This is a genomic window from Desulfonatronovibrio magnus (assembly GCF_000934755.1).
Taxonomy (GTDB): domain Bacteria; phylum Desulfobacterota; class Desulfovibrionia; order Desulfovibrionales; family Desulfonatronovibrionaceae; genus Desulfonatronovibrio; species Desulfonatronovibrio magnus.
This window is the reverse complement of record NZ_JYNP01000038.1, coordinates 37,583-58,600: the sequence shown is the minus strand read 5'-3', so window position 1 is coordinate 58,600 and position 21,018 is coordinate 37,583. Positions and strand designations below refer to the sequence as shown.

Here is a 21,018-nt window from a genome sequence, read left to right as displayed (position 1 = left end):
TATCACCGGGATATTGAGGTGCTTTGTTTTGTCAAGCATTGGATTCCGGATGTGAGGATTGTGGGTGATGAGAGGTTGACTGGGCGTTTGCGGGAAGAGTTGCAAGGCTATGTTGGTCAGCTGAAATAGGGGAGTAATCAATGGCCAAAGGCGATCACATTTTCGTGCAAAGAGCATTGTACTCACATCATGGCATAGATTGCGGGGATGGGACTGTAATTCATTATACCGGCGAACCCGGTCAAAAGCGCAACGCAGCGGTCAAAAGGACTGACATCCACGAGTTTACTGCCGGCGGTAACTTAATGATCCGTTACTACAGCAAGCATGACTCAGCGGACAAGACACTTGAAAGAGCCTTCAGTCGCCTGGGTGAAGACAGCTATAATCTATTTTTCAACAACTGCGAGCACTTTGCAACCTGGTGCAAGACCGGCAAAAAAAATAGCGAGCAGGTTGTCAGGGCTGCTGATGCTGTGGTGGATATTTTTGAGCAAACCTACATTTCATCGGAAAGTTCATCTTCATCGGTCAAAGCTGTGGCAAAGATCGGAGTGGAAATCTATAAAACCATGCGTAAGTGCCAGCAACTACCTGAGATTGAAAGTGTTCCGAGTAAATACCGCAAGAAAATTAAGGTGATCAGCAATCCTGAAAGGACAAAACATTCCAGTCAGGACGATATCAAGCAGGACAGTCTTTATGAAGCGCTTGAATTGATTGTTGACCATAAAAACAAGTTTCCGAGTCGCTGAACCCGGTGTAGCCGAATGATTTCTTTCTAACCCGCAAGGACAGATCATGACTCATCCCCATATCAAGGTAGCCATTTCCAGTGATTTCCTTGATTCTTTTTCTAAGATACCCCCCAAGAAACAGTCACGGGTGGCGAATTTTGTTCAGAAATTCCAGAGTAATCCAATGCTTCCGGGTATCAACTATGAAAAAATTAATGTGGCTGCTGATTCCAACTACCGTTCAGTGCGGATTGATGATGCTTACAGAGGAATAGTGCTCAAACCTGCAAAAGGAAATGTTTATGTTTTGTTGTGGGTTGATCAGCATGATGACGCATACAGCTGGGCCAGAAATAAAAAGTGCACAATCAATCCCGAAACAGGAAGTATTCAGATATATGAAAGCGTTTTTGAAGCCGAACCACAAGAAGATACCTTTGACTTAAGTGAGCCTTGCCTTTTTGATGGCGTACATGATCGACATCTGAAAAAAATGGGAGTTCCCGAGGAGCTCCTTCCCAAAATCAGAAATATTAGAACAATGAAGCAGCTGGAGGCAATGTCGTCAGGTTTGCCCCATGAAGCATACGAGGCGCTTTATTTTCTTGCTGAAGGGTTTTCTGTGGAAGAGGTTTTCAACGAGCTTATTAATTATGATCAGCCTTCCAATATAGACCGGCAGGACATTGCTCAAGCCCTGGAACATCCTGATTCAAAGCGCCGTTTCCGAGTAGTTGCAGATGATAAGGAGTTGATGGCCATGCTTGAGGCTCCCCTGGAAAAATGGAGAGTATTCCTTCACCCTGCCCAGAGAATGCTGGTGGAGCGTTCCTGGAACGGACCGGTTCGGGCAATGGGAGGAGCCGGAACAGGCAAAACCGTTGCTGCCCTGCACCGGGCCAAGTGGCTGGCAGAAAATATATTTAATCAAAACAGCGATAAGATACTTTTCACCACATTCACCAGAAATCTGGCAGCAGATCTTGAATTTAATCTGGAAAAGATTTGTTCAGCAGATGGTTTTAGCAAGATTGAAGTGGTCAACTTAGATAGGTGGGTCAATCTCTTTCTGCGTCAGAACGGATATGAATTCGATATTTCCTATGATGGCAGACACCTCGTTTTCTGGGAAAAAGCTCTGAAGCGTGCCTCAGGTGATTTATCAATCAGATTTGATAAATCATTTTTTCGTGAGGAGTGGGAACACCTTATTCAGTCTGAAGGTATTACTACCCTGCAGCAATACTTAGATACAGACAGGACCGGACGAGGCATAAGGATAAGCCGCAAAGAGCGAGTGGCTCTATGGGCTGTTTTTGAGGAGTACAGGCTGCTTTTGAATGACAACATGCTCAAAGAACCAGATGATGCCATGCATGACGCCCTGGTCATGCTTGAAAACAATCCCGGCCTGGTAAAGTACAGTGCTGCAATAGTTGATGAGGCTCAAGACATGGGGCCTCTGGCCTTCAGACTTCTCAGGCAATTAGTTCCAGAAAGTGCAAATGATCTGTTCATAGCCGGAGATGCTCACCAGAGAATATATCGCCGTAAAGCAGTGCTTGGTAGATGCGGGATTAATATTCGCGGCAGGGGAAAAAAGCTAAGGATAAATTACCGGACAACTGAAGAAAACCGGATCTGGGCGGAAAGTATCATTAGCAGCATCCCCGGTGAGAGCCTGGGTGAAGCACAGAAAGAAAGTAATGGGTACTTGTCCATGATGCATGGGCTCCAGCCGGCAGTCCATAACCTGCCCACCTTTGAAGATGAAATTACTCATATCCTGAAGCATATCCAGGCACTTGAACAGGCAGGTGAAGACTTGAGCTGTGTCTGCCTTGCTGTTCGTACCAACAAAATACTGGAACAATACAAGGAAAGACTCGAAGATTTAAATATTGATGTCATCAAGATTTTACCAGGTGATGCCATCAGCTCAGAAAAGAAAGGGCTCCGATTGGCCACCATGCACAGGGTCAAGGGTTTGGAATTTGATCATATGATCATAGCCTCGGTGAACAAGACCATTGTGCCTTATGACAGTGAGCATTTTGCGACCAGCGATGAGTTTATTGCCCGAGACAACGAGGTCATGGAGCGGTCACTGCTCTATGTAGCTGCAACCAGAGCAAGGAAGACACTTCTGGTTACCAGTTATGGGGAGCCTTCTAAGTTTTTGGGGTTCAAGGATGAAAGTCTATAGAAACAGTTTTAATGCTGGGTGCAAAAAACAAGTTATTGCCATGAATACGGATCAAGAAAAGGTTAGTATTACTGCATAATTTTTTTGTACTAAGATGTCTGGTCGTGGCTTTAGAGATAATGCACTTTTTTAACTTGCAAAAGGAGTCAATATGTCGATTGATAGCTTGGACTATTATAATAGTCAGTCTAAAAATTATGAGCAAAAATGTATCAAAGCTCTTGATATTGTGAATGATATTCTTTCCAGCGATATTGAGCAAGTCGTAAGTCCACTCAGCGAAAGTAATTGTAAACATAAGCTACAGGGGCTCTCTAAAAAGTTTGGAAATCCAAATATTACAATTTCAATTGTGGCAGAAGTGTCAAGTGGTAAGTCAACTTTTCTCAATGCCCTGATATTCGGTGGTGATGTCCTTCATAGTGGGGTTGGTGCTGTTACCGCAAGACTTTTTAAGATTAATTACAGTGACAAATATTTCTATGAAGATGGAAGCAAAGCTATTGAATGTGAAAGCATAGATGAACTAAAAAGATGCCTTGTGGAATTAAATCAGTCTGAAAGAAGAAATATAGAAGATAAAACAGGTAAATATAATAAAAATGTTGTGAATGTAGGCGTCCGCCACCCTATGCTTAAGAAGGGCATTACAGTTTACGATACCCCAGGATTCGGTTCATTAGATGAGGGTATTGTGTTTGATATCATAGAAAGGGCTGTTGAAGAGAGTGATGGGACAATCATGTTACTTGATATTCATTCTGGGATGAAGAAAGGCGAAGATAGGTTTGTGCGACAAGTAATCAACAGGATAGAATCTTCCAAGAGATTTGTGGTCTTTAACAAGATGGATACAGTAATAAATGATGACATGCGAGTGGTAATGTCCAATGAAGAGGTGGAGAAACAGATACATGATGTTACCCAAAAAGCAATTATCAATGTTGCAGAAAGTGCTAAAATTAATCCGGATGAAATCAGGCACTATCATTTATCATCATTGAAAGCGCTTAGTGGTTATATATTGAACAACAAGGAAAAGATTATTGAATCTGGATTTAAGGAGTTTCAAGATGATTTCTGGGATCATATAATTAAAAATAAGAGCGAAATATTGTGTACAAGAATAAAGTCTGCAAACAGCTGTATGGATCAAATTGCAAATGTTTTGAGTATTGGAAAAAAGGAAAGTGAAAATAACCTTAAGCAAATAGAAAAAATTAAAAATGATTTAGTTCAAAGAAATGAAGAATTGAAATCATTTTTTAATCATAAAATAAGCAGTTTGCATGATATTAACAAGAGCTTGTCAACAACTACATATAGCATTCATGGAATAGTTGAAACTATAAAATCTATTCTTAAGGATAAAATTAAGAATAGATTGGATAGTGATATTGGTTTTTTTGATAAAGCCATAATTTTTGGTTTAAAAGGAAAATATGAGAAGTGTATTGTAGGAGCAATAAATGATTCCAAATCAGACATGAACAGCAGCGTTTCAAACTATATAAATTCAATTTTTTCATCTTACATTGAAAGCCAAAACAAAATTAACACTGTTATCGATCTGATTAACGATAAAATTAATGAATTTGAAGGTTACAATATAGATAATATCGAACGTTTAGATATTTTTCAGAAAAACTTGTCTGGAGAGTATGAATTCAATCCAAATTCATCTTATGCTGATGATTTAGGGGTTGCGAAAGATTTGCTTGTAGGGGTTGCTGGCGGGGCGATTGGAGGAGTAGCAGCCCAGGTTATAGCTACAAGGCTGGCTTTTATGATTCCTGGTATTGGCCTGATTGTTGGCGCAGTTTTAACTATTGTTTTAACGTTGTTAGGATCTTCTACCGATTCCAATAAAAAGATCGCTGATGAAGTTTCTGATAAGATTGCATCTGGTATGAGAGAAGATTTGGAAAAGAGAATGACCAGTATTCTCGACCAGTTGAATCTAATCAAAACAGCAATAATGCAGGCATCTCATGCTGCTCAGATAAGACTTAAAACAATTTTGGATACCATTGAAAAACCTGAAGAAAAAGAGAAGCAGATAGAGAAGTTGAAAAGGCAGATGGACGAGATCAATATTTTTCAGGAAAGACTTTCAAAAATTCAGACTGGGGGAAATAATGAGCATTATGCACTTGGTAAATAAGCTGGAGATCCTGAACAACGATGACATTCAGTATTTTTTAGATAACATTAAGCATCTATCAAAAAAAACAGATATTGAAATAATATTTTGTGGAACAGTGGCCAATGGCAAATCTACGCTGCTTAACTGTCTAATCAAAAAAAATCTTTTACCCGCAGGCCTTGGGGCAACAACATCCCTGATTACAACTATCAAATATGGACCTGAGGATATCCTGACAGTTCATTCCAATGATGGTTCTTTTTCCAACTACAATTTGACACAGCAGAGAATTATTGACGCTGGTAAAGATGATAATGTCACCCATCTCAGTATTGAACTCAAGGACTTTAAGCACAGGGGGATAAGGTTTATTGATTCTCCAGGTATTGACGATATTTCCGGTCAACGGGAAGGAAGGTCTTTGAGCTATGTCCCTCTTGCAGACGCTGTTGTCTTTGTTCTGGATTCTTCCAAAGGAATGACCAAAGAAGAAGAGCTGTTTTTCCAGAGCAAGGTAGTACTATCTCATAAGGACAAGATTTTTATAGTGTTGAATAAGATTGACTCATTGGACGAAAATCAGAGTCTGGACAGCATCCTGCCCAGAGAAATAATGAATCAATACGATGTTTTTCCTGTTTCAGCCCTTAAGTTTTTGGCTGGCATTCTGGAAGGTGATTCGGAGAGGATAGCCAAGAGCAAGGCTGAATTTTTTGAAAAAAGTCTCAATACATACATTAATGCATTAGATAAAAAAAGGGTCTTTTCTGAAAGGGTTCAAAGGTCTTTCAGAAATATCTCCAAGCTTGCAGATGCTCAAATTAACGCTTTAATAGAAAACGAAAGCTTAAGCAGCGAAGAGCTGGAAAGGAAAATACAGGCGCACGATATAGAGCTTAAAGGTTTAATTGAAAAAAAGGAACGTCTCGAAAAGGAGCTGAACGAGTCAATTCAAAGTATTCAAGCAAAGGTAGCTTCGAGATTTCAAGAACTTGTTGAGGAAATTAACAGGTGCGTTACAGATGTTCCCAATACAGAGTTTATGCTTGATAAGCTTGAAACAGAAGTGCCTGGACTGGTTAAGGCTGCCATTGATGATATTTCCAAGTATATTGAGGTTAGTTCAATTTCAACTGATGATTTCAGGCCTCATTTCGATCAATTCAGATATTTACTGCTGTCTGCCCTGAGAAATATTGATGATATAATTTCATATATTCCCCTGATAGCATCACACGTCCCCAAGTACGGTAAAGTAGCAGGACCTTTGGCTACTGTTGTTCAAGACAATGTCCGAAAGCTTGTCGATGCTTTTGGTGGCTGGTTTATTAAGTCAAATGTGGAAGAGCAGACTTCAATAATCCTGTCAAAATGCGAATCAATAATAACAGATGCATTGCGAGATCATAAGCTGATACTCATGCAGGAATATGAACATGCTGATCTTGGTAAGATACGTGCTGAGCTTGTAAGCCTGGAAAAACTCAAAGAGCAGGGTTCACTGGAAATTCAGGCGAAAAAGGAAAAAGCTGATTTCTATAAAAAATATCAACAAGAGATTAGGGGTGTGATTGATGAGCTTCTTCAGGAATATAATTGATTTCATCCAGTCTGCTATGAGTGAGCCAAACACCATTCAATTTGGACAGTTAAGCAGGGCCGCTCAAGATATGAGCCAGCAACTGGATCAGTTTATGGGCGGACATAGCTTTGATGAATTCAAGCCCAGTGTTGCGGTTTTTGGTGAAAACTCAACTGGCAAGTCTACTTTTTTAAATGCTCTTCTGGGAACAAAAGATCAGTTTAAAATGGGACTTGGTGAAACAACCCAGAAAGTGACTGCCTTATATAGAGATCATTGTCCTGATCTTGATCCCAGCTTGAATATTGAAATGGTTCGAGCAGATTATGACTATCTGAATTATATGAACCTTCTTGATGTGCCCGGATTTGGTCAGACCTTTTCTCATGATGATCTGAGTCATCTGTTAACCGCCATAGATGTTTTGTTCTGGGTAGTTGATACAAGCAGTGGATTTAAGAAGGACGACTTAGAGTTTCTACAGGCTCTGAAGGGTTCGGACGCAAAAATAATAGTCATTTTGAATAAGATTGATGCATTGTGTAATGAGCGTACTGACTCTAAGGTGTTAATATCTGAAATAAATAAGCAAGTAAAACAGGTTAATAAGCTTTTTCAAGAACAGGATCTCAGTGACCGACTTGTAGCAATATTTACCTTTAGCGCCTTGAAGTCCCTGGTTGGCAAAATCAAAGAAAGCTCGCCTGCACTGGATGTGCTTGAATTTTTTATGAAAAAAGTATTACTCACTACTGTGTTCATGCTAAGTTTTCAGAAGTTTAGCTTGTCTGAAATTGAAGAGCTTGTTCTTAAAGTGGATGATTTTTACTTTGACAAAACACGCTATAATGCAAAAGTTGATATTGGCACAATTACTCAGCTGCTCGAAGCAGATCTTAAAAACAACATTTCCTTCATTGACTCAATCAATCCCTTTTCCAGCAAGGATGATAAAGCAAGGCCTATAGTGATAAAGTATCAAGATAGAGTGCATGATGCTATAACAAAAAGATGTAAATCGTTGTACGAGTTCGCCAATTATGAATCAAAAAAAACAATAGATAGAATTAAAATATTCAGCACGTTCTCAGATGATGAATTTATCCCATCATTTACCCTCGATATAAATCTTAATCATTTTAGCATAGTCAACGTACTGGAGGAAGTGTCAGATCAATATTTTTTGGGTGATTCTTACGCCGAAGATATTGTCAATAGATTTAAAGATTATAGTGAAGATATAACAGAACGCAACTTGAATTCTGTTTCTGAACATATCAGCGAAAAGATGCTTGTCTATGCAGAGTCTTTGCAGGAATACTGTATTCAATATAGTAAAAAATTAAATAGTAGCCTCGTTTCTAAGCTGCATAAGGTCCAAAATAATCTTATTATTCTTTTAATACATTCATTGACTGGTGATATTAGTGTTGAAGATAAAATTCATCTTGTAAATTTGCGAAATACGTTATTATCGCTGAATTAATATGAGTATCTGTAACTACAAACAGTGATAAGCTATAAGATGGAGGAGTTTTATGGGGTTACGATATAGAATTGATCCTGATCTAGATTTTCTGCAGTACTGCGAACATGATGATCTATCGGTGCTTGTAGATATTTTGACTAAGACCAAAAGTGGAAATCAACGTTTTACAGAAAGCTTGACTCAAGAACAACGGTTTAAGTCTTGCACTGACTATAGTGAAATATGGGACTTGATTGCAGCCGAAGTGCAACATTTTGGAGGAGATACTTTTGTAAATCTTTTCAGAGGTAAAGGTGTCTTATACAGAAAAATTTTATCACGAGTATGCAGCAAATTTAGCTTGAAATGTAATGATAATTCTAAAACTTTAGAGATAGAAAATGAACTTTTAATGAAGGTAGTAGAAAAGTCACTGGAAGAAATGGATGAAAGGCAACGAGCAGAATTTGTTAAGGATTTTAACTTAGATGTTCAAATATTAGCTCCACCTGTCATTATGGCAGCCTTGCAGACGGCAATTAAGTTAAATGGCTTTCTTGCATACAAGTTGGCAGTAATTGTTGCAAATGCTGTAGCAAGAGCAATCTTGGGTAGAGGTTTGGCCTTAGGAGCAAATGCTGCCCTAGTAAGAGGTGTTGCCATGTTTGCCGGGCCTATCGGTTGGGCTATCACAGCTTTATTAGCATTACCCCTGGTAAGTGGCCCTGCTTACCGAGTAATTATGCCTGCCACATTGCATATATGTTATATGCGCTACAAACTTTTAGGAAAGAAAGAAGGGTTCATATAATGGATGACTTATATGTAATTGACTGGTCTTCTTTATCAAATGATTTGATAAAGAAGATAAAAACAGGAGAAGTAATTATCAGGAATGGTGTAGCAAGGGATGTGCTAGATAATTATAAGATTGTTAAACATATTCCTTTCCAAAAGATTTCAGTTGGGAATGGGCAAGACTTGATTAGTATTGCCAAACAAATTCAAGGTGGACAAGCTTTAATTGCAGGATCTATTGGCTTATCTTCTGTAGCAATTATTGGTGCTGTAGTTATATCTACTATGTATATATGTAAAAAATTGGATAAGATACAAAAGTCAATAAATAACTTGCAAAAAGTTGTTAAACAAGAGTTTTTATCACAAAATTTAGTTTATTATTTGGAAAAAACGACAGCATACTTTGGGGCAGTAGAATCTACTCGAGAATTAATTGCAATGAGATATCATTCAAATAATGATGTTGATAATAATGATATTTTAATAATAAAGCTTTCTTCACTTTCAGATTTAAGGAATCAATATTTATTTTTTTTGGATAACATTATACATATATCTGATAATTTTTCTCCAGAACACAAAGAAATTGTCATTGATTATATAAACGTTACACTTAACCTTGTACCCAAGGCCTTTTTTATTGAGTCTCAAGGTTATTATCAGCTTGAAAAAATCGAATTTGGCGACTTTATAAAAAAGGAATCACAAAAGAAATATGAGATGATAATTAACAAATACAAAGAGTGGGCTAACAGAGAGTACAGGGCAATCATTGCTGGTGAACATAATGAAAACTCCATAGTACTACAAAAGAAAATGCCTGAAATAAAATCGATAGTGAATTCTGAAGAAAACAGGATAATGCTCGAATATTCAATATAGTTGAACTCCCTTTTTGATTCTGTTTGCAACCACAATTTTCCGGAGCAAAACTTTGACCATCCAAAAGTACTCAGTAAACCAATACACCATCCAAACCCTGCTTACCTGGGTAGAATCAAAAGACATAGCCATCCCTGAGATACAGCGTCCTTTTGTCTGGTCTGCTACAAAAGTCCGCGAATTTATTGATTCCCTTTATTCAGGGTATCCTGTGGGCTATCTTATCGCCTGGAGGAATCCTGCAGTCAGGCTGAAAGATGGAAGCACATCTGATGGAAAAAGAATCTTAATTGACGGTCAGCAGCGGGTTACTGCTCTTATGGCAGCGATTTTGGGAATGCAGGTTGTTGATAAGAATTACAGGAAAACAAGGATCAAGATATCTTTCCATCCAGCAGAGAAGCGTTTTGAAGTATTCAATCCTGCCATTGGAAAGGACAAGCAATGGATTCATGATATTTCCGAGGTGTTATCTCCCAATGCCAAAATGTTGCAACTGGTGAATGATTATTGTGAAAGAAATCCAGGAAACAAACAGGATGATGTTTACGAGAGCCTTTCACTTCTAAAAGGCATTGTGAACAACCATATTGGTCTCATCGAACTTAATTCAGATTTGGATATTGAAACAGTCACAGAAATATTTATTCGTATCAACTCGTCTGGGGTGGTTCTAAGTCAAGCGGACTTTGCTATGTCCAAGATAGCTGCAAATGAAATATATGGCGGTAATAATCTCAGGAAATGTATTGATTATTTTTGTCATTTATTAGCTGCGCCTGAATTTTATGACCAAATCGCTCAAGTGGACAAGGATTTTAGCAGTACCGATTATTTTCGAAAGATGGCTTGGCTTCGGAATGAAAATGATGACCTTTATGAGCCATCCTATACAGACGCACTAAGAGTTGCTTTTATCTCAGAGTTCAGAAGAGGACGCTTGGAAGATCTTGTAGCTCTTTTGTCTGGAAGAAATTTTGAGACAAGAGACTTTGAAGAGGCAATAGCTCAAAGCTCCTTTGCATCTCTTGAAAAAGGGATTTTCAATTTCATGCATGAGAACCATTTCAAAAGGTTTCTCATGATTATCCGTTCAGCCGGATTTGTAGACAGCACGCTTATTCGCTCTCAAAATACCCTGAATATGGCTTATGCCATATATCTTGTAATGCGCAGCAACCAGCGTCCTGCTCCAGAAATAGAATCGTGTGTCCGCAGATGGTTTGTGATGTCTGTACTTACAGGGCGATATTCATCCTCTCCTGAATCTGCTATGGACTATGATGTCAAACTGATCCATGAAAACGGTGTTCGCAACACACTGGACTCAATAGAAGAGGCAGAACTATCCGACGCATTCTGGAAGTCAGGCCTTCCCCAGCAGATGAGAACTTCTGTTGCCAGCAGTCCCTATTTCAAAGTTTATCTGGCATCCCAAGTCTTTGACAACGACAAAGGCTTTTTGTCCAGAGATATAACCGTGCGTGACCTGATTACCCACAGAGGGGATGTTCACCATCTCTTCCCAAAAAAGTACCTGAAAAAACATGGACTAACCAAAGGAAAATACAATCAGATCGCCAATTATGTTATGATGCAAAGTGAAATCAACATTTCCATTGGTGCGCAGGAACCATCAAGGTACTTTTCATGCCTCCTGGAGCAGTGTTCGAATGGTAACGCAGCCTATGGAGCCATTACCGACAGAGATCAGCTGGCAGTTAATTTCAAGCTTCACTGTATCCCAGAGGATATGGATAAGATGACCATTGATCATTATGAAGATTTTTTAAAGGAAAGAAGAAAGCTCATGGCCCAGAAAATCAAAGATTTCTATTTCAGGCTTTAAGTTTCTTATCATTTTTGATAATTTAGGTGCGAGGAGCTATATTTGGTATAGTGAATGGGAGTAAAAAATGTCCAAATAGATCACAGAATGTACGACATAAATTTGTTTAAGCTTATCTATTGGAAAAAGAATAAACCATTTGATTTCAACAGCAGAACAAAGATTACTTGACAACTTAATGGGATTTGATTGAAAAAAAAACGAACCATGAGTATATCTTGCTATGGTTTAAGATCAGTTGGAGGCACAGAGGGACAAGAATTTTTTTAAATTTATTTTCAAAGATTTTGTACCAATTTTTACAGGAAATAATAGACATGAAACAACCTAAAGGAATTTAGAAATGAACAATGATAACAGTATTTTAATTAATCAAGATAGTAATGATAATAAATCTATTAGAGAAAAGTTTTTGTTACAAGGAACGGAATTGATTAAAAATGAGTTGATCTCTCAAATTGATTATTTGACAGATACACAAAAAAAGACTGAGCTTAAAAATATTGAAATATTAAGTGATAACCTTGTTGCAAGTGAGCATATAAATAGTGAAATAAAAAATAAGGTGTTAGATTATAGTGCAAATGTAGAAAAAATTATTTACGCAACAGCTTTTTATATCGAGGAAGATCAGTATAAGTCAATTGATGATAAAATTGCTAAGTTAGACTTAAGCAAGTTTGACAAAAATAGAATAGAAAATCTTATTTTAGCACAAAAAAAGCTAAGCGGATCTTTTCAAACACTTACAGTGGTTATTGATGTTTTTAAACAAATTAATGAAGATATTTTGGATCAAATAAACGATGCTTCTGCTGCAAATGAAAGCAATAATCAGTTGAAGTTGTATTTTAAGAATGCTGTGCTTGTATATGAGCTCACAAATTTTGCTGCAAATTTTTTAAATAAGTTTGGTTTGCAGGGTATAGATGATTTTAAAACAATTAGAAAAGAGGTTTTTGAAGACCTTGAGCAAGGTGAAAGAAAAGATTTAGAATTAGAAAAATCTCTTGATGAGGCCCCAGAGTCTCTAAGATTGAATACGCTGGATGATATAAACTATAGAAAAGAAGCACGGACCAAAGTCAAAGAGAGATGGAAAAAAATTGGTCAGGAAATTTCGAAACTTAATGAAAGAGCTAAAGAAGCTCAAAAGCTTGTTGCACATTTGGAGATAATAAGACAAAATGCTGCCAATCAAATAGATGTATTAAATCTTATTGCTACAACAAAAGTTGTAGAATCAACAATAAGTGCCATAAAGGGTGTTGCAGATATCAGCAACTTTAGATTAGCACCTTTAGATGGAAATAGAGCCTGTGAATTATTGGGAATCAACATATAGTGAATATAGGAATTATTTATGCATAAAGAACATGATTTGCGTAATAAATATATTACTGACGGGGAGAAAGTAATTAAGGAAAGATTCAGTAAAATAGCTCTTTATCAAATTAGTAATGACAGTATGAATATATCAAAAAAAATTCTTAAATACATTGTAAAATCACTCAGCGGATTTAAAAAATGAGATAAAGAATCAAGTATTTTTAAAATAAATACATGAGCATAAAGATTTTTATACATACTGCTGACAGTTTTGAAGCCGAGATAGTCATATTCCGAGCCGCTATTTATTGCTTACATAAATTGCCTCAATAAAACCTACTCAAATGTCAGCGCAAAAAGTCTTTTGCCGCATTTAGGGCACAAGGGCGAATTTGCAATTCATTGTTTTTATAGTCCTTTGCCATCTATCTGGTGCAAAATCCTTTTTTGCACCAAACTCATTCATATTTAGTTTTCAACAAACTCCTGACCCACCCAATAAGGAACAATAGTGCCTCTTGACCTTCAATCCCTGAAATCACACCTTTGGAATTGTGCTGAGGTTTTGCGTGGAAGCGCAGTGGACCGCACAGACTGGAAAGCCTATATCCTGCCCCTTTTATTTTTCAAGCGTATCTGTGATGTCTGGGATGAAGAAACAGCCCAGGCAGCAGAGATGTTTGGCGAGGTTGCGCCGGTTGATTTTCCTGAGATCCACCGTTTTACCATACCAGAAGGTTGCCACTGGCGGGATGTTCGCGAGACGCCTGTCAATGTCGGGGCGGCCCTTTCTCATGCCATGCGCGAAATAGAGCTGGCCAATCCTGAAACCTTGTACCGGGTATTTGGCTCTCCTGACTGGGGGAACCGTGAAGTTTTGTCTGATGAAATTCTCAAGGATCTAATTGAAGGCCTTTCCCAGGTTTCTCTTGGCAATCAGGCAGTCAGTTCAGATATCCTTGGTGATGCCTACGAATACCTCATTGGCAAGTTCGCAGATATAACCAGGCGCAAAAAAGCGGGCGAGTTTTATACACCTCGCAGTGTTGTGCGCATGATGGTCAATATCCTTGATCCCAGGGAAGGTGAAAGTATTTATGATCCGGCCTGCGGTACTGGGGGCATGCTTTTGGGGGCCATTGAGCATGTTCAGCAGAATGGCGGCGATCCCAGAAGGTTTTTTGGCAAAATTTATGGACAGGAGAAAAACCTGACTACAGCCTCCATTGCCCGCATGAACCTTGTCCTGCACGGTATTGAAGATTTCAAGATTGTCAGGGAAGACACTCTTCGCAACCCCGCCTTTACTGACTCCAGCACGGGCAGCTTAGCCACATTTGACTGCGTAATTGCAAATCCGCCATTCTCCCTCAAAGAATGGGGAATTGAGGTCTGGGAGTCAGATCCATGGGGCAGAGCTTTATACGGCCTGCCTCCCAAAAGTTACGGGGATTTTGCCTGGGTGCAGCACATGGTTGCTTCCATGGCCACTCCAACAGGCCGCATGGCAGTTGTCTTGCCCCAGGGCGCACTGTTTCGCAAAGGAGCAGAAGGTAAGATAAGACAGAAGATTCTTAGGCAGGATCTGGTTGAGGCGGTAATCGGTCTGGCTCCCAATATATTTTACGGTACAGGACTGGCTCCTGCCGTACTCATTATTCGGCGCAACAAGCCAAGCGAGCGTAAAGGTAAAGTTTTGGTAGTGGATGCCTCCAGCCTGATGCGCAAAGGCCGGGCTCAGAACTTTCTCGATTCTGAACATGTGAATGAGATTGTATCATGGGTTAAATCTTTTGAAGATGTTAAGGACAGGGCCAAGGTTGTTCCCTTGGATGAGATTAAGACTGAGGACTGGACCCTGAATATTTCCAGGTATGTTCTGCCGCCCATTGGCGAAGATATCCCGCCTTTGCCTGAGGCTGTCGCTGCTTTCAAAGATGCCCTGACCAGGGCCAGAGAAGCTGAGGATAAACTGCGCGAAGTATTGAATAAAGGAGGGTGGTTGAATTGAGCACCCATCTCTCCCAGCGTGAACTTGAATCCTATCTCTGGGGAGCGGCCAAGCTCCTCAGGGGATTGGTGGATGCAGGGGATTACAAGCAGTATATTTTTCCGCTTCTTTTTTTCAAGCGCCTCTCTGATGTGTGGGATGAGGAATACAATGTCAGTCTAACTGAAACCCATGATTCAGAGTTTGCCAAGGCGACTGCTGATGATCGTTTTACCATTCCTGCTGGAGCTCACTGGTCAGATGTTCGCTCTGTTTCTCAGGATGTGGGCCGGACACTGCTCAATGCCTTCAGGAGCATAGAGGCTGCCAATCCTGAGCGTCTGGCCGGGGTGTTTGGAAACGCTCCCTGGACTGACAAGGCCCATCTGCCTGATTCCACCCTGAAAAACCTTATTGAGCATTTTTCCAGACATACCTTGAGCTTGAGCGCAGTGCCAGAGGATGAACTGGGCAATGCCTATGAATATCTCATCAAACAATTTGCTGATGACAGCGGTCATACAGCCCAGGAATTCTACACCAACCGGACTTTGGTTCACCTCATGACCCGGATGCTGGAGCCACAATCCGGCGAATCAGTGTATGACCCCACTGTTGGAACAGGCGGGATGCTTATTTCCTGTTTGTCTGAAGTAAAGCGCAGGAGAGGTGATGTCCGGACCCTGGGGCTTTATGGTCAGGAACTGATTCATATTACCGCAGCCATTGCCCGCATGAATCTGGTGCTGCACGGGGTTGAGGACTTCCATATCGTGGCCGGCAATACCTTAAGCACTCCAGCTTTTACCCGTGAAGACCGGCTGCGCACCTTTGATGTGGTTCTGGCCAATCCTCCATATTCCATCAAGAAATGGAACCGGGAAGCATGGCAAAATGATGTCTGGGGCAGAAATTTTCTGGGAACCCCGCCCCAGGGCCGGGCTGATTATGCTTTTTTCCAGCATATCCTGAGAAGCCTGGACTCTAAGACTGGGCGCTGCGCCATCCTTTTTCCCCACGGAATACTTTTCCGCAATGAAGAAGTTGATATGAGGCGCAAACTGGTGGAGCATGATCTTCTGGAGTGCGTATTGGGTCTTGGCCCTAATCTTTTTTACAATTCACCCATGGAAGCCTGTGTTGTGGTCTGCCGCACCAGTAAGCCAAAGGAGCGTCAGGGAAAAGTCCTGTTTATTGATGCTGTCAAGGAAGTGGCCCGGGAACGGGCCCAGAGTTTTCTGAAAGATGAACACCAGGAGCGCATTCTCAATGCTTACCAGTCTTTTGAGGATGAACCGGGCTTTGCAAGGGTTGCTTCTGTGGAAGACATACTTTCCAAAGACGCCAACCTGTCCATCCCCCGTTATGTAAGGCCGGTGATAAATAACAACAATGATGGAAATGACATGGATCTGAAAAAAGCCTGGACAAAATTTGAAGCAGAGGGCCGGGATTTCTGGAAGCAAATGGATGAGCTTGTGGATATGCTGGACGGCATTGTTGATGAGGAGACTGATAATGCCGGATAAGCTGAAGAAGGGGTGGACTAAGGTTGCTTTTGGGGATGTAGTCAGGCAGGTTCGTGACCGTGTAAACCCGGAGGAAACAGATATAGAGTGCTATGTAGCTGGTGAGCATATGGATACTGACGACTTGAAAATAAGGCGTTGGGGGATCATTGGGGATGGATACCTTGGTCCGGCTTTTCATATGCGCTTTAAACCGGGGCATGTGCTTTACGGCTCACGGAGAACATATTTGCGCAAGGTTGCGCTGGCTGATTTTGAAGGGATTACTGCTAATACGACGTTTGTTTTAGAGCCTAAAGACCCAAGCGTACTGCTGCCTGAACTATTGCCTTTCATTATGCAGACCGAGTCCTTTCATGACCATTCCATCAAGCAGTCTAAAGGTTCAGTAAATCCTTACGTAAATTTTTCTGATCTTGCGTGGTATGAATTCGCCCTGCCGCCGCTGGATGAGCAGAGAAGGATTGCGGAGGTTTTGGGGGCAAGTTATGATTTGTATGGATCTATGAATAGTCTGCTAATTGATGCTTGGAAATTAGTTCGTTCTTTTGCTCATTCAAAAATTGAGATGTTTAAACATAATAAATCAAATATTAAGAGTCTTTCAGAGGTTGCAACTATCTTTACAGGAAGAACGCCAAGCTCTTCTAAAAAAGGATGTTGGGGAAATAGTATCCCTTTTGCAACCCCAGGAGACATGGATTTTATTGAGCCAAACCTAATAACATGCCAAAGGGCGCTTACTGAATACGGAGTTAAGCATTCAGTAATTGTTCCAGCTGGATCAGTTTTGGTTGTCTGCATTGGATCAACAATTGGCAAGGTTGCTCTGTGCAATGTGTCGATGACATTCAATCAGCAGATCAATGCTGTTGTTCCTAAAGATATGGATTCAATGTATCTATTTATGTGCCTTATCGAGTCTGGACGACAGCTTGAGGCTAATAGAGCCACTACTGCCGTGCCGATTGTGAATAAAAGCTCTTTTTCCCAAATTAAGATTCCTGTTCCTTCAAAGGATATCCAGCAAAGAATATCAGAAAGCTTTCTGCAACTGCTATCATTCAAAGACAAGATTGAAGTGCGAATGAACTTTCTTCAGAATAAAATGAAAATATTCTTGGATAATATACTAGGAGGAAATCCATGACCTTCACCGAATCCAACACAGTTGAAGCCTTTATCCGGGATCGGCTCATCGGATTTACTCCAGGCACTTCAGCCAAGACAGCTGTTGCTCCCAAGGAAACCTACGGAACCGGCTGGAAGTATGCCCTGCCCGGGGATGTGCCCAGGCAAACCCAAGAGGTGCTGGCTGAGCCGTGGGTGAGGGAGGCATTGATTCGACTCAATCCTGAAATTGCTGCCCGTCCTGAGCTGGCGGATGATGTTCTCTATAAACTGCGGGCTATAATTATGAGTGTGCGCAGTGATGGTCTTGTCCGGGCCAATGAAGAATTTGCTTTCTGGCTTACAGGCGGCCGGTCCATGCCCTTTGGTCCTGACGGTGAACACGTGACCATCCGGCTTATGGATTTTTCAAATCTTAGCAGTAACAGTTATGTGGTTACAACTCAGTACACCTTCAGAGCCGGGGCAGCAGAAAAGCGGGCCGACCTTGTGCTTTTCATCAACGGCATTCCGCTGGTTATCATTGAGGCCAAGACTCCGGTGCGTTCCAGTCAGAGCTGGCTGGACGGGGCCATCCAGATCCATGACGATTATGAGCGTAATGTTCCAGAACTGTTTGTGCCCAATCTGTTTTCAGTTGCCACTGATGGAAAGGAATTTCGATACGGTTCTATTGGATTGCCTGTGGAGCTCTGGGGGCCGTGGCGCATTGAAACAGATATTGTTTCCCCGGATATGAGGGAAGTGGCAAGGGGAGTGGATTCCATGCTCCGGCCTCATGTACTTCTGGATCTGCTGGCCAATTTTACCTGTTTTGCCACAGACAAGAAAAAGCGCAGAATCAAGATTGTGACCCGTTATCAGCAGTATGACGGAGCCAACAAGATTGTGGAGCGGGTTGTGGCCGGCAATCCCAAAAAGGGTTTGATCTGGCATTTTCAGGGTTCAGGTAAATCCCTGCTCATGTTGTTTGCCGCCAGAAAGCTTCGTCTGCACCCGGCTTTGAAAAACCCCACAGTAATAATCGTGGTGGACCGCATTGATCTTGATGCTCAGATTTCCAGTACTTTTTATGCAGCAGACACACCCAACCTGGTCAAGGCTGAAAGCAGAGATGACTTGCAGCGCCTTCTGGCTCAGGACGTTCGCAAAATCATCATTACCACCATATTCAAGTTTGGCGAGGCAGATGGGATACTCAATGACCGCGGCAATCTCATTGCCATGGTGGATGAAGCCCATCGGACCCAGGAGGGAGACCTGGGGCGTAAAATGCGTGAAGCCCTGCCTAATGCTTTTTTGTTCGGTATGACAGGCACGCCAATCAACCGTGCGGACCGTAACACCTTTTATGCTTTTGGGGCTGATGAAGATCAGCAAGGCTACATGAGCAGGTACGGTTTTGAAGATTCCATCCGGGACGGAGCAACCAAGCCTCTGCACTTTGAGCCGCGACTGCTTGAACTGCATATTGATAAACAGGCCATTGATGAAGCCTTTAAGGATATGACCGGCAGCCTGAGCGATCTGGATCGGGATCAGCTGGCCAAAACAGCAGCCAGAATGGCTGTGCTGGTCAAATCACCTGAGCGTATCCAGACAATATGTCAGGATATTGCAAAACATTTTCAGGAAAAGGTTGCTCCCAGCGGGTTTGGGGCTCAAGTGGTTGCTTTTGACCGGGAAAGCTGCGTGCTCTACAAAAATGCCTTGGATGAATACCTGCCTGCAGAAATGTCTGCTGTGGTCATGACCGTTAACAGCGGCGAGGATAAATATGCTGATTACAAGCTGGACCGGGATGCTGAAGAAAAGCTTTTGGACCGGTTTCGAGACCCTGCAGATCCCCTGAAGATACTCATTGTTACTTCAAAGCTTCTTACCGGATTTGATGCTCCCATTTTGCAGACCATGTATCTGGACAAGCCTCTGCGCGATCATACTTTGCTTCAGGCCATATGCCGGACCAACCGCCCATACGGTGCTGCCAAAACTCACGGGCTTGTTGTGGATTATCTCGGGGTGTTTGATGATGTTGCCCAGGCCATCCAGTTTGATGAAGAGGGCATTACCCGGGTGGTGGCCAATATTAATGAGCTCAAGGCCAAACTGCCCCAGGCCGTGCAGAAATGCCTAACCTATTTTCCAGGAGTGGACAAAACAGTTACTGGCTATGAAGGCCTTATGGCTGCTCAGGACTGCCTGCCCAACAATGAAGTTCGGGACAGTTTTGCAGCTGACTACAGTTATCTCAGCAGGCTCTGGGAAGCAATTTCTCCGGACCCGGTGCTAAGTCCTTTTGAGACAGACTACCGCTGGCTGTCTCAGGTTTATGATTCTGTCCGGCCTTCATCAGGCAGTGGAAAACTGCTCTGGCACGCCCTTGGAGCCAAGACCATTGAACTGATCCATCAGCATGTCCATGTGGACGCGGTACGAGATGATCTTGAGACCCTTGTTCTGGACGCTGACCTGCTGGAAGCTGTCCTTGGCACGCCTGACCCCAAGAAGAAAGCCAAAGAGATTGAAATCAAAGTGTCGCGCTGGCTGCGGAAACGGCTGAATAATCCCAAATTCCGGGCTCTGGGTGAACGGCTGGAAGATCTCAAGGAAAAACATGAAAAGGGTCTTTTGACCAGTGTGGAATTTCTCAAAGAACTGCTGAATCTGGCCAGAGATGTGGTCAATGCCGAACGAACCCAGCCTCCTGTAGCAAGAGAAGAGCAGGGCAAGGCTGCTTTGACAGAGCTTTTTGAAGAAGCCAAAAATTCAGAAACCCCCATCATTGTTGAACGGGTGGTGGGTGATATTGACGAGATTGTCAAATACGTGCGTTTTGATGGCTGGCAAAGCACCCATGCAGGCGAGCGCGAGGTCAAGCTTGCCCTGCGCAAAACCCTGTTCAAATACCGTCTGCACCAGGACCAGGAACTTTTTGATAAGGCTTACGGGTATATCAGGGAGTATTATTGATTGTGTTTTGTAATGATGGATAAAGCCCCACATAACTGTAAACATAGCTGGCAATTATCCACGGCATATGAACTCTTTTGGAGAGGGAATGTTTGAAGATCTGTTTCGAGCAAGCTGAAGGGAGAGACAACTACTTATGGCACAAAATTTTGACTACAAACTGATACACATTGGCATTCAGTGGTATGTCGTGGGAAATGGATGCAGGATACCAGTTGAAGACGAAATTTCCGGCTTGCTGTTAATAGATCAATTGATCAAAGAAGCTCAAGATACCAAGTCCTGCAGCTCAAAGTCCGTGCAATCCCAGGATTATGACCAGAGATAACTGATAAGGTATTTCAGCTCAATTATTTTGCCACCCAGGAAGATTTGGGGTCGGACCTAATCAAGCT

General features: G+C 41.6%; 15 protein-coding genes. All 15 read left to right on the top strand.

All coding sequences use genetic code 11. The features are described from left to right. The first annotated feature begins 140 nt into the window (after positions 1-140). The 15 genes from LZ23_RS22350 to LZ23_RS05360 all read left to right on the top strand — a co-directional run bounded on the left by LZ23_RS22350 (position 141) and on the right by LZ23_RS05360 (position 20,951). Entirely contained in the window at positions 141-755 is a 615-nt protein-coding gene (locus LZ23_RS22350; protein WP_052507139.1) for a lecithin retinol acyltransferase family protein, read from the top strand. A gap of 46 nt (positions 756-801) precedes the next feature. After that, positions 802-2,943, top strand: a complete 2,142-nt coding sequence (locus LZ23_RS05420) for a 3'-5' exonuclease (RefSeq protein WP_045212271.1) — start codon at positions 802-804, stop codon at positions 2,941-2,943. 151 nt (positions 2,944-3,094) lie between these two features. Next, positions 3,095-5,107, top strand: coding sequence for a dynamin family protein (locus LZ23_RS05415; protein WP_045212270.1), 2,013 nt, complete (start codon positions 3,095-3,097; stop codon positions 5,105-5,107). After that, the gene (locus tag LZ23_RS05410; protein ID WP_045212268.1) at positions 5,082-6,689 is read left to right on the top strand and encodes a dynamin family protein; all 1,608 of its coding nucleotides are present in this window, start codon (positions 5,082-5,084) and stop codon (positions 6,687-6,689) included. Before LZ23_RS05415 ends, LZ23_RS05410 begins: the two co-directional genes overlap by 26 nt. Positions 6,690-6,759: 70 nt before the next feature. After that, the gene (locus tag LZ23_RS05405; RefSeq protein ID WP_198145908.1) at positions 6,760-8,157 is read left to right on the top strand and encodes a GTPase; all 1,398 of its coding nucleotides are present in this window, start codon (positions 6,760-6,762) and stop codon (positions 8,155-8,157) included. Positions 8,158-8,209: 52 nt separating this feature from the next. Beyond that, entirely contained in the window at positions 8,210-8,950 is a 741-nt protein-coding gene (locus tag LZ23_RS05400; RefSeq protein WP_045212264.1) for a YaaW family protein, read from the top strand. Next, entirely contained in the window at positions 8,950-9,822 is an 873-nt protein-coding gene (locus LZ23_RS05395) for a hypothetical protein (protein WP_045212263.1), read from the top strand. The genes LZ23_RS05400 and LZ23_RS05395 overlap by 1 nt, the downstream gene beginning before the upstream one ends. A gap of 52 nt (positions 9,823-9,874) precedes the next feature. After that, positions 9,875-11,671, top strand: coding sequence for a GmrSD restriction endonuclease domain-containing protein (locus tag LZ23_RS05390; protein ID WP_045212261.1), 1,797 nt, complete (start codon positions 9,875-9,877; stop codon positions 11,669-11,671). Positions 11,672-12,014: 343 nt separating this feature from the next. Continuing rightward, entirely contained in the window at positions 12,015-13,016 is a 1,002-nt protein-coding gene (locus LZ23_RS05385) for a hypothetical protein (protein WP_045212260.1), read from the top strand. Between the two features lie 18 nt (positions 13,017-13,034). After that, entirely contained in the window at positions 13,035-13,202 is a 168-nt protein-coding gene (locus LZ23_RS23910) for a hypothetical protein (RefSeq protein ID WP_157493111.1), read from the top strand. Between the two features lie 309 nt (positions 13,203-13,511). Then, positions 13,512-15,011, top strand: coding sequence for a type I restriction-modification system subunit M (locus LZ23_RS05380; protein ID WP_232300422.1), 1,500 nt, complete (start codon positions 13,512-13,514; stop codon positions 15,009-15,011). Continuing rightward, positions 14,999-16,519, top strand: a complete 1,521-nt coding sequence (locus tag LZ23_RS05375) for a type I restriction-modification system subunit M (protein ID WP_232300416.1) — start codon at positions 14,999-15,001, stop codon at positions 16,517-16,519. Before LZ23_RS05380 ends, LZ23_RS05375 begins: the two co-directional genes overlap by 13 nt. Then, positions 16,509-17,669 carry a restriction endonuclease subunit S gene (locus tag LZ23_RS22345; protein WP_052507138.1) on the top strand — a complete coding sequence of 387 codons (1,161 nt, stop codon included), beginning with the start codon at positions 16,509-16,511 and terminating at the stop codon, positions 17,667-17,669. The genes LZ23_RS05375 and LZ23_RS22345 overlap by 11 nt, the downstream gene beginning before the upstream one ends. After that, positions 17,666-20,623, top strand: coding sequence for a type I restriction endonuclease subunit R (locus LZ23_RS05365; RefSeq protein WP_045212255.1), 2,958 nt, complete (start codon positions 17,666-17,668; stop codon positions 20,621-20,623). Before LZ23_RS22345 ends, LZ23_RS05365 begins: the two co-directional genes overlap by 4 nt. A gap of 136 nt (positions 20,624-20,759) precedes the next feature. Then, a complete protein-coding gene (locus LZ23_RS05360; RefSeq protein ID WP_045212253.1) occupies positions 20,760-20,951 on the top strand; it encodes a hypothetical protein in 192 nt (63 codons plus the stop codon). Positions 20,952-21,018: the final 67 nt, after the last annotated feature.